Below are 13,927 nucleotides of genomic sequence, written 5' to 3'. Positions count from 1 at the left end.
AATTTCAGATTTGTAATTCTAGCGCTCCCGCCCGGTTTAGAGAACATCCCTCAGCCGGTGCCACAGCATCCCCATCGCCAGACTGGGCGTGCGCAACAGCGGGCCGCCGGGAAAGCGGCTGTGCCTGAGGCGCGCGTACACGTCGAAGCGCTCCGCTTGCCCAGCCACCGCTTCGGCCACGAGCTGCCCGGCAAGACCCGTGAGCGCCACGCCGTGGCCGCTGAAGCCTTGCAGGTAATAGAGGTTGTGGCCCAGGCGGCCGAAGTCGGGCGCGCGGTTCATGCTGATGTCGACGAAGCCGCCCCAGACGAATTCGGTGGGCACCTCACGCAACGCGGGAAACACCAGGGCCATGCGCTGGCGCATCACGGCTTCCAGATTCACCGGTGTGCGGGTGGTGTAGCTCACACGGCCGCCGAACAGCATGCGGTGATCTGCGCTGAAGCGGAAGTAGTCGAGCACGAAGTTGTTGTCGCACACCGCCGCGTTGCGCGGAATCAGGCGCTCGCAGAGTTCGGGGTCAAGCGGCGCGGTGGCCACGATGTAGGTGCCCACCGGCATGATGCGCGGCGCCACCTCGGGCGCCACGCGCGGGCCGTGTTCGGGCAGCATGCAGTTGCCTGCCAGCACGCCGAAGCGCGCCTTCACCTGGCCCTGCGGGGTGCCGGCCACCAGCGTGGAGCCGCGCAGCAGGCCGGTCACCGGCGAGTGCTCGAAGATGCGCACGCCCGCCGCCTGCGCGGCACGTGCAAGGCCCAGCGCGTACTTCAGCGGGTGCAGGTGGCCCGAGCGCTGTTCGCGCGCGGCCGCCACGTAGCGCGGGCTGTTGATCAGGCGCGGCAGGTCCGCGCCTTCGGCCCAGTCCACCGCAATACCGCGCCGCTTCAGGCCTTCCATCTCCTCGTGCAGTGCCATCGCCTTGCGCGCCGAATCGGCCACGTACACATAACCGTCCACACGGTCGCATTCGATGCCGTGTTCGGCAATGCGCGCGTCGATCAGGTCGATGGCTTCGATCGACATGTCCCAGGCGCGCTGCGCGTCGGCCGCGCCGAGCTGTTTTTCGAACGGCCCCTGTCCGCTCGCGTAGCCCACGATGGCCTGCCCGCCGTTGCGCCCGCTCGCACCGCTGCCGATGCGATCGGCCTCCAGCACCACCACCGAGAGGCCGCGCCGGGCCAGTTCCAGCGCCGCGCTCAGGCCCGAAAAGCCCGCGCCGACCACCACCGCGTCGGCTTCCAGCGATTCCTGCAGCGGCGGCAAGGGATCAGGCCGCTGGACGCTGGCCTCGTAGTAGCTCTTCTGGTTGAGCTGGGTGTCGGAACCCACGAGCGAACGCGCGAACACGATCAGGCCTTCTGCATGCGTTTGGCCACCTGGCCACTCAGGTAGGTCCACACAAAGGTGGCGGCAGCGTTCGTGGTGAGTTCGGCATGGTCGTAGGCTGGTGCCACTTCCACGCAATCCATGCCGATCCAGTTCAGGTCGGCGAGCGCCTCGAGAAAGGTCAGCACCTGCGAACTGGTCATGCCGCCGGGTTCAGGCGTGCCGGTGCCGGGTGCAAATGCGGGGTCCAGGCAGTCGATGTCGAGCGTGAGGTAACACGGCCGCTGGCCGATGCGCCCACGGATCGCATCGATCGCCGACCGAAGACCCATGCCGTCGAGGCCGCGCAGCGCGCGCGCCGTGAAGATCTGCCCGCCCTGGTCGGCCACGTACTCGCGCGCGGCGCGGTCTCCGCTGGAACGGATGCCGATCTGCACCGTGTGCGCCGCGCTCACCAGACCTTCCTGCAAGGCCTCGTAGGTCCAGGTCCCGTGGCCTGACGGCTCGCCGAAGTGATCGGCCCAGGTGTCGCAATGCGCGTCGAAATGCACCAGCGCCAGCGGCTCGCCACCGTGCCGTGCCTTGGCCGCTCGCAGCAACGAGAGCGTGACGGAGTGGTCTCCACCGAGGAACACGCTGTGGTGTCTCGCCATCAGCGCTGCCGCCTGCGCTTCGATGTGGCGGCGCACCTCGGGCAACGGCGAGGCGTTGGGCAGGCGCATGTCCAGCGCGTCGCCCAGGTGGGCCAGCGGCGAGACATCGAACACCGGATGGATACCGTCGCACAGCATCAGGCTGGCGGCGCGGATGGCCTGCGGACCGAAGCGCGCTCCGGGTCGGTTGGTCACCACGCCATCAAAAGGCACGCCGACGATCGCGAACGGCTGGTCCGCCAGGGGTTCGCAACCGAGGAAGCGGTTGCTGTTGTTGGCGTAGGCGAACTGACCCAGGGCCATGGTGGGATTTCTCGGGAAGGTAAGGGCGGGGCGGGTCTCAGAAGATACCGCCGGAGTACGGATCCCATGAGTCCATTTGCCCTGCACCGGCGGCGTCCACCCAGGCCGGGCGGGGTGACTTTTGGCACTTCCACATTGCCGGCCCAGCCTCTAACATGCGCGCACCCATGTCCACCCTGGCCCCATCCCCCCTCGAAATCCGGCAAGCCACCACGCTGCTGGTGGTCGACGATCACGACCTGCTGCGCCTGGGCCTGCTCACCCTGGTGCAGGCACACGCCACTGGCAGCGGGCGCCCCATTCCGGTGCTGGAATCGCGCACGCTGCAGGAGGCCCTGGACCTCTACCGCGAGCACGAAGCACAGATCGGCCTGGTGCTGCTGGACCTGCACCTGCCCGATGCCCATGGCCTCACGGGCCTCACCAATTTCCTCAAGGCCTTTCCGCAGGCGCCCGTGGTGGTGCTCTCCGGCGTGAACGATCCCGGGCTGATGCGCTACGCACTCTCGCGCGGCGCCCGCGCCTATCTCACCAAATCCGGCGACCTCAAGGAGGTCATCAGCTACATCCGCGCCCTGGGCATGTTGGGATCGCCCGCACTCGGCAGCACCGCGCCGCCGAGGGAGCCCGTGCTGCGCACGGTGCGCAACACCAGCGGCGAGACACTGCAACTTACCGAGCGCCAGGCGCAAGTGCTCGACTGCATCCTGGCCGGCGAATCCAACCGGGACATCGCCGAGCGCGCCCAGTTGAGCGAGGGCACGGTGAAGAACCACGTCTCCGCACTTCTTCTGCTCTTTGGCGTGCGCTCGCGCGCCCAGCTCATCAGCACCCTGCGATGACCACCTCGCAGCAGCGTGTGCTGCGCGAGCAGGTGGCCGCGCTCTATGCCACCTCACTGAGTTCGACCATTGCCGACGCGGTGATCGCGTGGGCGGTGTGCGCGCTGTTCTGGTGGCAGCTGGGCAATCCGCTGGTGTTCGTCTGGCTCGGGCTGCACACCATCCAGGTGCTGCGCTACCCGCTGATCCGGGCCTACTACAAAGACCCCAACGCCGCCGAACGCAGCGACTTCTGGGCGCGACGGCAATGGCGCGAGCTGATCTACTACAGCGCCACCTGGGGCCTGGCGCCCTGGCTGTTCATGCCGGCCGACAACATGCCCATGACCACGCTGCTCATGCTCATCATGCTGGGCCTGGTCAGCGGCGGCGTACCGGCCGTGGCGTCGCACTGGCCTTCGGTGCTGGCCCTGGTGGTGCCCATGATGACCGGGCTCATCTCGGCCCTGCTCTGGCAAGGCGACGCCACCCACTTCTTCCTCGCCGTCTGCGTCGGCATCTATGCCGGCGCCATGCTGCACTTCGCGCACCGCCAGCACACGCTGCTCACCGAATCGCTGCAGATGCGGTTCGAAAAGGAACTGCTGGCCGAGCAACTCGCGCAGCAGGTGACGGCGACCCAGCGCGCCAGCGAAGAGAAGACTCGCTTTTTCGCCGCCGCCAGCCACGACCTGCGCCAGCCGCTGCACGCCATCGCCCTCTTCGGCGCCGTGCTCGACAAGGAGTTGCAGGGCCAGCCTTCCCACGCTCATGCGCAAAGGCTCATGGGTGCGGTGCGTTCGCTGGGCACCTCGCTCGACACCATGCTCGACGTATCCCGGCTGGACGCTGGCGTGATCGAACCCGAACTTCAGGATATCCCGCTCAACGCCGTGCTGCAGGCCCTGCACCCTTCGTTCGCCTCGCGCGCCGAGGAACGCAAACAGCAGCTGCGCCTGCGCGCCACGCCAGTGTGGGTGCGCACCGATGCGCACCTGCTGCAGCGCCTGCTGGGCAACCTGATCGAGAACGCCATCAAGTACACGCCCACTGGCGGCGGGGTGCTGGTGGTGGCGCGTGCACGCGGTGCGCAGGTGTGGATCGACGTGATCGACACCGGCATCGGCATCAGCCCTGAACACGCCGACCGCGTGTTCGACGAGTTCTACCAGGTCGACAACCCCGGGCGCGACCGCACCCGCGGCCTGGGCATGGGCCTGTCCATCGTGCGGCGCCTCTCGCTCCTGCTCGACCACCCGGTGTCATTGCGCTCGCACCCAGGGCGGGGCAGCCGCTTTCGCGTCACCGTGCCGCGCGTGGCACCCCGGCCGGCGAGCCCGGTTCGCCCACCCGACGCCGAGCAGACCCACCAGTTGCCGCAGCGGGTGCTGCTGGTCGATGACGAGACCGACATCACCGATGCCCTGGGTGCCTTCCTCGAGGTGTGGGGCGTGGCTTCGCGCGCCGCGCGCGATGAAGCCTCGGCGGCCCTGGCGTTGAGCGCGGCCCGACACAACGGCCGCCCCTTCGACGCCATGCTCTGCGACTTCCGTCTCGCCGATGGCGCCGACGGCCTGGATGCCGCCCTGCGCCTGCGCGAACGCTTCGCCCCGGGCCTGCCGCTGCTGCTCATCACGGGCGAGACCGCCCCCGAGCGCCTGCAGCGCGTGCGCGATTCGGGTGTGCCCGTGCTGTTCAAACCGGTCGATCCCGACCGCCTGCTGCAAGCCCTGACCGGGCTGGCGACATCGCACGCGCCCTGACGCTTCAGCGCTTGGGGTCGCTGCCGCCCAGCAGGCCCTTGAGCCCTTCGCCGATGCGGTCCCCCAGATTGGCGCCCGCACCCGTGCCCACGCCAGGCAGGATGGCGGTGCCGATGGCCGCGCCCAGCAGGGCTGCGCGCGTGAGCGTGACGCTGGGATCGTCCAGCGTGCCGCCCACGGCCAGCGGCACGCTCACCACGCCGCCGCTGGCACCGCGCGTCAGGTCCACGCGCAGGCGACCCGAAAGCGCACGCGAGGCGGCCACCGTCACATCGCCCGTGGCCGAGAGCAGGCCTGATTTCGCCTGCAGCTCGGTGAGCTGGATCGTCTGGCCGCGCGTGCTCACCTCACCGCTCAAGGTGTCGAGCTGCGTGACGCCACCCCGCGACAGACCGACGGAGGCCACCGCGTTCACCAGATCCAGCCCCTGCAGCACCGCGCCCTGCACCGTGAACCGCGTCTGCGTGTGCAACGCCTCGCTGATCGCCGCCGCGCTGCCGCGTGGATCGATGCGCGCCGACAACCGGGTATCGGCATCCACCCGGCCGGTCAGCGGCCGGCTCGGCGCCGTCAGGGCAGACACTTCCACGCCGCGCGTCTGCAACGTGCCCTCCAGCACCAGGTCGCGCGCCTTGGGGTTGCCCGCCACGGGCAAGGTCGCTTTCAACGGCCCCTGCACCGTGCCGCCGCCCACTTCGGCCTTGAGATGCCACGCCGTCGCACCGTCCGGTTCCCGTTGCAGGCTGGCCTTGGTGCCCTTCATCTCCCCACCGGTCACCTCAACATCGGCCGAAGCCGGCCAGCCGTCCTCATCCAGACGCGTGGTCGCGGTCACGGTGGTACCGCGTCCGCGTTCGTTGACCCAGGTGATGTCGTCCAGCACCACGCTGCGCGGCAACCAGCCCAGGTCCAGCGCTTCGCCACCGCCCACCCGGGTGGTCCCACCAGCCGGCGGCGCGACTTCCCGCGCAGGGTCCTTGAGCCGGGCCGCCAGCAGCACCAGCGTGGCCTGCGGAAGCACCGCCTTGCGCACCCGCAGCGTAGACACCTCCAGCCGGCCTGAGAGCAGTGCTGCCCACACAGGCCGCGCCACCACGCGCTCCAGCGTGAGCGGCGGACTGGCCTGGATCTCGAGACCTTCGAGCGCCACCGCCGGCAACGGCCACACATCCACCGTCACACGCGCCAGCCGCACCGGCACACCCAGCGCGGTGCTGGCTTCGCGCTCGATGCGCTGGCGAAAACCGTCGGATCCAGTCCACAGGTGCAGAGCCACCGCCACGCCCGCACCCAGCAGCAAGGCAAGGCACAGCGCGATGATGAGTAGTCGGACAAGGCGGGGCATGCCGGCATGGTAGCGGCCGGGTCTTCCGCATGGCCCCCGCCCGGCAGGAAACCCGTCGCGCCGGTAGGATCGCCACAGATGCCGAATCCAGCGCATCGATCCGAGGACACAACCACCATGAAGCTCTACTACTCCCCCGGCGCCTGCTCGCTCTCGCCTCACATTGCCCTGCACGAAGCCGGCCTGGCCTTCGAAGCGGTGCCCGCGCCCACCAAGACGCACCAGTTGCCCGACGGCACCGACTACTACACCATCAACCCGCTGGGCTACGTGCCGCTGCTCGAGCTCGACAACGGCGAGCGGCTGCGCGAGGGCCCGGCCATCGTGCAGTACATCGCCGACCAGGTGCCTCAGAAAAACCTGGCTCCGGCCGCCGGCACCATGGCGCGCTACCGCCTGCAGGAATGGCTCACCTTCATCGGCACCGAGGTGCACAAGGGCTTCTCGCCCCTGTTCAACCCGGCCACGCCCGAAGAATTCAAGGCCGCCACCAAGACCAAGCTGTCACAGCGCCTGGCCTGGGTCGACGGTCAGCTCGCTGGCCAGCAGTACCTGATGGGCGACTCCTTCACCGTGGCCGATGGTTACCTGTTCACCGTGACCAACTGGGCGCCGCGCGTGGGTGTGGACATCACCGGCCTGGCGAACCTGGTGGCTTACCGCGAGCGCGTAGGTGCACGGCCCGCGGTTCAGGCCGCCATGAAGGCCGAAGGACTGCTGAAGTAAAACGTCAAAGCGCGCGCTGGCGCCACGCCAGCGCCGCGCCGACCCACAACGCCCCGGCCGAGAACAGCAGGCCGCGCTCCAGACCACCCGGGCCATCGGAAATGAAGCCGACCACCGTCGGTCCCACGATCTGCCCGGCGGCGAACACGATGGTGAATGCGCTGATACCGGCAGCCCATTGCGCAGGGGGCAGGTTGTGGCGCACGAGCGCGGTGGTGGAAGCCACCAACGAGAGAAACACCCCGCCGAACAGCAGGCCCGAAGCCAGCACCAGCGGCCAGGCAGAAGTGATGGCGGGCACGATCGCCGCCAGGCCCAGCAGGGCATTGAGAAAAGCGAGTGGCCGGCCGTTGCGATGGCGGTCCAGCAGGCCGGCCCAGATGCGTGAGGAAGCCACCACCGCCACACCCAGCAGCGCATAGAACAGGGTGACCTGCGACGCGCTGCTGCCCTGCTCGTGCAACAGCGCGATCACGAAGGTCATGTAGCCAATGTAGCCCACGCCAAACCCGGCATAGCCGGCGAGCGCGAAAGCAAAGTCGCGCGTGCGGTAGACCCGCGCACCCTGGCCCAGCACTTGTTGGGGGGGTGCCGGGTGGCCAGCCAGCACGCGGGCCGGCCAGGCCATGAGCGCTGTCGCCAGCAGGCACACCAGCGCGAGCATCCACCAGGCCCAGGCCCAGCCGTGTGGCTGCTGCGCCGCAGCGGCCAGCACGGGCGGAACACCCAGCGCCGAGACCACGATCCCCAGACCAGTGCCACCGTAGTACAGCCCCAGCAGGAAACCGCTGCGCCGAGGCTGATGCGAACCCAGGCGTGCGGCCAGCAAGCCCCCGGCAATGAGCACCATCGCGCTGGCCACACCGGCCAGCAGCCGCTGGGCCAGCAGGGGCGCCGCCGCAGAGAAGAAGCCACTCAGCGCCATGAACACCGAAGCCAGCAGGGAACCGATGATCAGCAGGCGCGTGGGTGGCACGCGCCGCATCAGCCAGGGCGTGGCCAGCGCACCGATGAGGTAGCCCAGCGCATTGAAGGTGTTCATGGCGCCGGCCAGCGTGTAGCTCCAGCCCAGGTCTTCCCGCATCGGCGGCAGCAGCAGCCCATAGGCGAAACGCGTGATGCCCAACGACACAGCCGCGCCCAGCGAAAGCGCGAGCGCCAGACGCACATAGGGCGTGGTGTCGGGTGCACCGACGATCGGAGTGGGTGGCGTGGCGCGGACCATGGCCCGGCCATTGTGTGCGAAGCCGGCGCACCGGCTGCGCCAGACCCGCCGCCCGCGGTCAACCCTCCCCGAGACCCACGGGCGCGGGTGCGCACATCACGATGCGCGTGAAGAGCCGGTCGAACTGCGGGTCGCGTGGAATGCGGCGGTTCAGTGGATCCCGGTTGGTCGCAAACGCTACGTCCAGTGCGTGCCAGTCACCATCGTCGAGCGAGCGTTCTGCCTCGGGCAGCACCACGCTTTCCTCCAGCCGCATGTGCTCCAGGTAGAAAGCGACATAACTGCGGGCTTCCGCCTCAAAGGCCGGCCGGCGCGTCTCGCCCAGGTACTCCCAGGCCATCAGCAGGTGCATGAGTTCCTTCACCTTCGACTCGCCGGCCATGTGGTCGCGTTCAAGCTGCTCGATCGTGGCCATCACCTGTGGCGCCGCGCGAGCCAGGCGTGGAAACAGCAGGTCCGATTCCTTGGGGTGGTGCAGCTTCTCGGGGAACTCACCGATGTAGAAAAGCATGGCACGCAGCACGTCGAAAAACAGTTCGTGCTGGTCCTTGCCCGCAGGCTCGGGTCCGCGCTGGATCATCTGCAGCAGCGATTGCAGCATGGCGGCCAAGCCGGCATGTTCGTCGCGAATGACGTGCAGGGCTTCTCGGTTCATGGGCTGTCTCCTCGGAGCCTGAAGCATCCCGCAAGACAGCGATCCATGCCTTGACATGGGTCAACAAATTCAGCGCACCGGCGGCTTCCACCGCTTGAGCAGCAGCGCATTGCTCACCACACTGACCGAGCTCAGCGCCATGGCCGCACCCGCCACCACGGGGCTCAGGAAACCCAGGGCTGCCAGAGGAATGCCGGCCACGTTGTAGGCAAAGGCCCAGAACAGGTTCTGCCGGATCTTGCTCACCGTGCGCCGCGAAATGTCCAGCGCTGCGGCCACCAGCATGGGGTCGCCACGCATGAGCGTGATGCCGGCCGCGTGCATGGCCACGTCCGATCCACCACCTTGCGCGTGGCTCATCGCCATGCCCACGTCCGCCGCAGCCAGTGCGGGCGCGTCGTTCACGCCGTCGCCCACCATGGCCACCGTGTGCAGGGATTCACCCGCACCCGAGGACTTCAACCGGCGAACCGTCGCCGCCTTGTCACCGGGCAACACTTCGGCAATGACCTCACCCTCATTGGCGCGCAGTCCCAGGCGCGCGGCCATCGCGAACGCAGCTCCCCGGTTGTCGCCCGAGACCATGTAGAGACGCATGCCCCTGGCGCGCAGATCGGCAATCGCCTCCGCCGCACCGGCCTTGGGTTCATCGCCAAAGGCCAGCAGCGCCAGGGGTGTCCAGGTGGCCGCCGCCGCGGCATCACCGGGCGACTGGCTGGCCAGCACCGACACCGTGGCGCCCTGAGCCTGCACTGCCCGGGCGCGCTCCTCGAGCGGTCCCAGGGCCGCTCCCAGTTCTTCCATCCATCGCAGGCTGCCCAATGCCAGCGAAGTGCCGTTCACCCGGCCTTCACTGCCTCGGCCGGAAACCGCCCGGACATCGCTGGCGTCGTCGGGCCGGATCTGAATCGAGCGAGCGAGCGCGGCCTGCACCACAGCGCGGGCGAGCGGGTGGGCGCTCTGCACCTGCAAGGCGGCTGCGGTGTGCAGCACAGCCATCTCGTCCACACCCGGTACGGCTTCGATCACAAGCAGTCGCGGATGGCCTTCGGTGAGCGTGCCGGTCTTGTCGAACGCCACGGTGTCCACCTGGTGCGCGATCTCCAGCGCCTGCGCATCCTTGATCAGGATGCCGTGCTGCGCGGCCACGCCGGTGCCCGCCATGATGGCGGTGGGTGTGGCCAGGCCGAGCGCACAGGGACAGGCGATCACCAGCACCGCCACCGCGTGCAGCAGGGCTTCTTCCAGTGGCGCACCAGTCCACAACCAGGCCACCAGTGTGATCAACGCAATCACCAGCACCACCGGCACGAACACAGCGGCCACCTGGTCCACCATGCGCTGCACCGGCGCCTTGGTGGCCTGGGCATCCTGCACCAGGCTGATGATGCGCGAGAGCACACTCTGCGCACCAATCGCTTGCACCTTCACATCCACCGCACCTTCGCCATTGAGCGAGCCGCCCGTCACAGGATCGCCCACCTCCTTGGGCACCGGCATCGCTTCGCCTGTCAGCATGGATTCGTCGGCCTGTGTGCGGCCCTGCACCACTTCGCCATCGGCCGCAAAGCGTTCGCCCGGCAACACACGAACCACGTCGCCAGGCAGCAACTCGTCCACCGCCACATCGGTCGGTTCGGTGCGGCGCACACCATCGGGCAACAGATGGGCACGTTCGGGACGCAAGGCGTGCAGCGCGCGAATGGCCACGGTGGTCTGGCGTTTGGCGCGCGTCTCCAGCCACTTTCCCAGCAGCACCAGCGTGATCACAACGGCAGAAGCCTCGTAGTAGAGGTGCACCATCTCGCCGGACTCGGCCCGCCACCACAACCAGGTGGACAGGGCCCAGCCTGCGGTCGTGCCAATGGCCACGAGCAGTTCCATGTTGCCCGTGAAGGCCTTGAGCGCGTGCCAGCCCGCCCGGTAGAAGCGGGCACCCAACACGAACTGCACCGGTGTGGCCAGCAGGAACTGGATCCAGGCCGGCAACATCCAGTGCCGACCAAAAAGATCACCCACCATGGGCACCACCAGCGGCAACGACAACACCACGCCGATCAACACCGGCAGGAAGCTGTGCGGCACGCCGTGCCAGTTCGGCTCGGTATCGTCTTCCACCGCCTCGCGAGACCGTGGCTCGTAGCCCGCATCGCGCACCGCACGCTTGATGCGAGCCAGCGCGTCGACCTCGTCGGTGGTGATGAGCATCACGCGTGCCGACTCGGTGGCCAGGTTCACGGAAGCATCGCTCACGCCCGCCTGTTTCCGGAGCGCCTTCTCCACACGCGTGACACAAGATGCGCAGGTCATGCCGCCAATACCCAGGTCAATCTGGATCTGCGGAGTCTGGGAAAGAAGGTCTCCCGGTCGGGTGGAAGCAACGATCGTGTTCATGGGGTCAGCATAAGCTTTACCACCATGGCAAGGTCAAGCGCCACCTTGTTGCCAACTGTGAATGAAGGGAGGACTGGAAAAGTCTTGACCTTGACACCATGTCAAGGATGAGAATGCAGACATGTTCCCTTCTTTCACTTCAAAGGAATCACCATGAACCAGATCTTCGACGTCAAAGGCATGACCTGTGGCCATTGCGAGAAGGCCGTGAGCAGCGCCATCCGTCAACTCGATCCTCAGGCAAAGATACAGATCGACCGCACCAGCAACCGGGTGGAAGTCGACACCATGCAAACACGCGAAGCATTGGCCGAAGCGATCCGCGAAGAGGGTTACCAGGTCGAGGCCTGAGCATCATGTCCACTGCCATGGCACGACACAGACATCGCAACGGCTGGCCGGTGAGCATCGGCAAGGCGGCCGCACTCAGCGGTATCTCACCCAAAATGCTGCGCCACTACGAGAGCCTGGGCCTGCTCGCTGCAGTCCCACGCACCGACAGCAACTACCGCCAGTACAGCCAGGCCGATGTGCACACACTGCGCTTCATCCGCCGTTCTCGCGACATGGGTTTCAGCCTGGACGCCATCACCGAGCTCGTGAGCCTGTGGCACAACCGACGACGCAGCAGCGAAAGCGTCAAGCGCGTGGCTCAGAAACATGTGGACGAACTGCATCGACGCATCGAAGCCCTGCAGGCCATGCAGCGCACCCTGAACCACCTGCTGGCGCAGTGCCCCGGCGATGACCGGCCCGACTGTCCCATCCTTGACGATTTAAGCCATCCTGCGTCCACATTTGATGCAAAAAGCGGCGCGAAACTTTACGCAGCCGCCACACCAGCGGCACAGGTCGGAAACACCCGGAGCCGACACTGAAGCCACTCCACTCACCGGCTCTTCGGCGATGTGGTGGTTCTCTCCAACACGTTCAAAGGAGTCTTCCATGAAACAGCTTCCCAAACGCGCCCTGATTGCCGCCGCCCTGGCCACCGCCTTCGTTGGTGTCTCCGCCACCGCGATCGACCAGAGCCTGGTCCAGACCCAGAACCACGCACAGGTCACCCAACTGGCTCAGGCCGATGCCACAACCACCCCCACGGCACCCCCCAAGGTCGACGGACAGAAGGCGACCCAACGCCACGCCGAGCGCATGGAACGCATGGAACGCATGCAGAAAAGGGTGGCCGAGCGCCAGGCACAACTCAAGTCCGAACTCAAACTCACCCCTGCCCAGGAACCGGCCTGGAACGCTTTCCTGGCGCGCACCCAGCCCCAGGCCCGTCCGGCATCCCAGACCCCGCGCGAAGACTGGTCCAAGCTGACCACACCGCAACGCCTGGACAAGATGCAGGCCATGAAGACCGAACGCGATGCGCGCCTGGTGCAACGCACGGATGCCATCAAGAGCTTCTACGCCGCCCTCGACACCGATCAGAAGAAAGTCTTCGACGACAAGTACCGCGTTGGCTCCCCTCGCGCTGGCATGCACCACAGAGGTCATCCGGGTGGACACCCTCACCACAAGGATGAGATGAAGAGCTGATAGCAAGGTTCAAGCGGTCTGTCTTGTTCTTATAGATATCTTTAAATACAAGATAGCAGTAGTAGTAGAGGGCGCTGTCCGTTGTGGACAAGCGCCCCTTCTCTTTGCCCTACAACGATTTTTGGCACCGGAAACCCTGTGTGAACAGGTCGGTTGCCCAATGCTGCAAACAGGGACAAGTTGGCACGACGGGATTTCGCTGTGGACAACCAGGTGCTTGTTCAAAAGTTACACACAGCTTTGTTCGATGGACCCGGAAACATGCGCTGACACCTCCACACCCACCTTGATCAAAATCGTCGCATGTGGCTGCTAAGATGCGCCGCTTCATGGCCGGTCATGCCCACAAGGTGTTCCTGCGGCCAGCCCGTCTCTGGATCATCTTGCCCATGTCTGTTGCGCTCGCAGGAAACACACCCGCCACCTTCGAAATCAAGAGTGCCCAGCTGCCCCTCGTGGCGCTCATGCTCAAGTCTTCCGATCTGCAGCGCCTGGGCGAAGAGCTCGCCCAGCGGTTTGGCGACATGCCGGATTTTTTCGATCACGATCCCGTGGTCATCGACCTGCATCCCTTGAATGTGGCCGAGGCCAACGCCTTGCCGGACTTTGGTGCCTTGCAGACGTTGCTGCGTCAATACCGACTGATGCCCCTGGCTGTGCGGGGTGGCACCATCGAACAGACCAGGCTGGCCATAGCGGCCGGCCTCACGCCCACACCCGAAGCTTCGGTGTTGCGCACACCACCTGCAGCGGCTCTCACCGAGATCGCTGTGCCTACTGAGCCTGCACCACAGCCCTTGCCCATTCCAGGTGCCATGGTGATCGACAAGCCTTTGCGCTCGGGCCAGCAGGTCTATGCGCGTGGTCGCGACCTGGTCGTCATGGCCATGGTCAACCCGGGTGCCGAAGTCATTGCCGATGGACACGTCCACGTGTACGCGCCCTTGCGTGGCAAGGCCATCGCCGGCGCCAGGGGCAACAACGACGCGCGCATCTTCACGCTGGGCATGGCACCAGAACTGGTTTCCATCGCCGGCATCTACCGCACCAGCGAAGTCCCCTGGCCCAGCACGTTGCTGGGCAAGCCGGCCCAGGTGCGCCTGGTGCCAGGCCCGGAAGGCGACCGGCTGGTGGTCGATGCCATTGGCTCCTGAACCCCATTTACCCGAAT

Annotated in this window: 13 protein-coding genes; 7 read left to right on the top strand and 6 right to left on the bottom strand. The window is 66.8% G+C overall.

Features of this window, described 5'->3' with window-relative positions; translation table 11 throughout:
- Positions 1–36: 36 nt before the first annotated feature.
- Positions 37–1,347: an NAD(P)/FAD-dependent oxidoreductase gene (locus tag ACTIF6_RS17720; protein WP_439589246.1), complete on the bottom strand. Its 1,311-nt coding sequence runs from the start codon at positions 1,345–1,347 to the stop codon at positions 37–39.
- Between the two features lie 2 nt (positions 1,348–1,349).
- Entirely contained in the window at positions 1,350–2,282 is a 933-nt protein-coding gene (gene speB, locus ACTIF6_RS17715; protein ID WP_439589245.1) for an agmatinase, read from the bottom strand.
- A gap of 167 nt (positions 2,283–2,449) precedes the next feature.
- Here speB and ACTIF6_RS17710 point away from each other — a divergent pair, with 167 nt between their 5' ends.
- Together ACTIF6_RS17710 and ACTIF6_RS17705 are read left to right on the top strand one after the other, a co-directional pair.
- Positions 2,450–3,124 carry a LuxR C-terminal-related transcriptional regulator gene (locus ACTIF6_RS17710; protein ID WP_439589244.1) on the top strand — a complete coding sequence of 225 codons (675 nt, stop codon included), beginning with the start codon at positions 2,450–2,452 and terminating at the stop codon, positions 3,122–3,124.
- The gene (locus tag ACTIF6_RS17705) at positions 3,121–4,866 is read left to right on the top strand and encodes an ATP-binding response regulator (RefSeq protein ID WP_439589243.1); all 1,746 of its coding nucleotides are present in this window, start codon (positions 3,121–3,123) and stop codon (positions 4,864–4,866) included. Before ACTIF6_RS17710 ends, ACTIF6_RS17705 begins: the two co-directional genes overlap by 4 nt.
- Positions 4,867–4,870: 4 nt before the next feature.
- Here the strand turns inward: ACTIF6_RS17705 and ACTIF6_RS17700 are convergent, their stop codons facing one another.
- Positions 4,871–6,211, bottom strand: coding sequence for an AsmA family protein (locus tag ACTIF6_RS17700; protein WP_439589242.1), 1,341 nt, complete (start codon positions 6,209–6,211; stop codon positions 4,871–4,873).
- A 117-nt stretch (positions 6,212–6,328) separates the two neighbouring features.
- Here ACTIF6_RS17700 and gstA point away from each other — a divergent pair, with 117 nt between their 5' ends.
- Positions 6,329–6,937, top strand: coding sequence for a glutathione transferase GstA (gene gstA, locus ACTIF6_RS17695; protein ID WP_439589241.1), 609 nt, complete (start codon positions 6,329–6,331; stop codon positions 6,935–6,937).
- A 4-nt stretch (positions 6,938–6,941) separates the two neighbouring features.
- On the opposite strand, the gene ACTIF6_RS17690 is transcribed toward gstA, so the two are convergent.
- The 3 genes from ACTIF6_RS17690 to ACTIF6_RS17680 all read right to left on the bottom strand — a co-directional run bounded on the left by ACTIF6_RS17690 (position 6,942) and on the right by ACTIF6_RS17680 (position 11,211).
- Entirely contained in the window at positions 6,942–8,162 is a 1,221-nt protein-coding gene (locus tag ACTIF6_RS17690) for a YbfB/YjiJ family MFS transporter (RefSeq protein ID WP_439589240.1), read from the bottom strand.
- A gap of 58 nt (positions 8,163–8,220) precedes the next feature.
- Positions 8,221–8,817, bottom strand: coding sequence for a hemerythrin domain-containing protein (locus ACTIF6_RS17685; protein ID WP_439589239.1), 597 nt, complete (start codon positions 8,815–8,817; stop codon positions 8,221–8,223).
- 69 nt (positions 8,818–8,886) lie between these two features.
- Positions 8,887–11,211 (bottom strand): heavy metal translocating P-type ATPase, encoded by a 2,325-nt coding sequence (locus ACTIF6_RS17680; RefSeq protein ID WP_439589238.1) that lies wholly within the window; start codon positions 11,209–11,211, stop codon positions 8,887–8,889.
- A gap of 153 nt (positions 11,212–11,364) precedes the next feature.
- Here ACTIF6_RS17680 and ACTIF6_RS17675 point away from each other — a divergent pair, with 153 nt between their 5' ends.
- The 4 genes from ACTIF6_RS17675 (at position 11,365) to minC (ending at position 13,910) form a co-directional block, all read left to right on the top strand.
- Positions 11,365–11,562, top strand: a complete 198-nt coding sequence (locus tag ACTIF6_RS17675; protein ID WP_439589237.1) for a heavy-metal-associated domain-containing protein — start codon at positions 11,365–11,367, stop codon at positions 11,560–11,562.
- 5 nt (positions 11,563–11,567) lie between these two features.
- A complete protein-coding gene (cueR, locus tag ACTIF6_RS17670) occupies positions 11,568–12,089 on the top strand; it encodes a Cu(I)-responsive transcriptional regulator (protein WP_439589236.1) in 522 nt (173 codons plus the stop codon).
- A gap of 67 nt (positions 12,090–12,156) precedes the next feature.
- On the top strand, positions 12,157–12,756 hold the full coding sequence (locus tag ACTIF6_RS17665; RefSeq protein ID WP_439589235.1) for a Spy/CpxP family protein refolding chaperone: 600 nt from the start codon (positions 12,157–12,159) through the stop codon (positions 12,754–12,756).
- A gap of 389 nt (positions 12,757–13,145) precedes the next feature.
- Complete coding sequence (gene minC / locus ACTIF6_RS17660) at positions 13,146–13,910, top strand: septum site-determining protein MinC (RefSeq protein WP_439589234.1); 765 nt, start codon at positions 13,146–13,148, stop codon at positions 13,908–13,910.
- The last annotated feature ends 17 nt before the right edge of the window (positions 13,911–13,927 follow it).

The organism is Hydrogenophaga sp. (assembly GCF_051860785.1).
Lineage (GTDB): Bacteria > Pseudomonadota > Gammaproteobacteria > Burkholderiales > Burkholderiaceae_C > Hydrogenophaga.
This window is presented reverse-complemented; position numbering and strand designations above follow the sequence as displayed.

Coding starts and splice junctions, on each gene's coding strand:
- gstA (WP_439589241.1), top strand. CDS start 6,329: ATGAAGCTCTACTACTCCCCCGGCGCCTGCTCGCTCTCGCCTCACATT.
- ACTIF6_RS17710 (WP_439589244.1), top strand. CDS start 2,450: ATGTCCACCCTGGCCCCATCCCCCCTCGAAATCCGGCAAGCCACCACG.
- ACTIF6_RS17700 (WP_439589242.1), bottom strand. CDS start 6,211: ATGCCCCGCCTTGTCCGACTACTCATCATCGCGCTGTGCCTTGCCTTG.
- ACTIF6_RS17685 (WP_439589239.1), bottom strand. CDS start 8,817: ATGAACCGAGAAGCCCTGCACGTCATTCGCGACGAACATGCCGGCTTG.
- minC (WP_439589234.1), top strand. CDS start 13,146: ATGTCTGTTGCGCTCGCAGGAAACACACCCGCCACCTTCGAAATCAAG.
- cueR (WP_439589236.1), top strand. CDS start 11,568: ATGTCCACTGCCATGGCACGACACAGACATCGCAACGGCTGGCCGGTG.
- ACTIF6_RS17690 (WP_439589240.1), bottom strand. CDS start 8,162: ATGGTCCGCGCCACGCCACCCACTCCGATCGTCGGTGCACCCGACACC.
- ACTIF6_RS17675 (WP_439589237.1), top strand. CDS start 11,365: ATGAACCAGATCTTCGACGTCAAAGGCATGACCTGTGGCCATTGCGAG.
- speB (WP_439589245.1), bottom strand. CDS start 2,282: ATGGCCCTGGGTCAGTTCGCCTACGCCAACAACAGCAACCGCTTCCTC.
- ACTIF6_RS17705 (WP_439589243.1), top strand. CDS start 3,121: ATGACCACCTCGCAGCAGCGTGTGCTGCGCGAGCAGGTGGCCGCGCTC.
- ACTIF6_RS17680 (WP_439589238.1), bottom strand. CDS start 11,211: ATGAACACGATCGTTGCTTCCACCCGACCGGGAGACCTTCTTTCCCAG.
- ACTIF6_RS17665 (WP_439589235.1), top strand. CDS start 12,157: ATGAAACAGCTTCCCAAACGCGCCCTGATTGCCGCCGCCCTGGCCACC.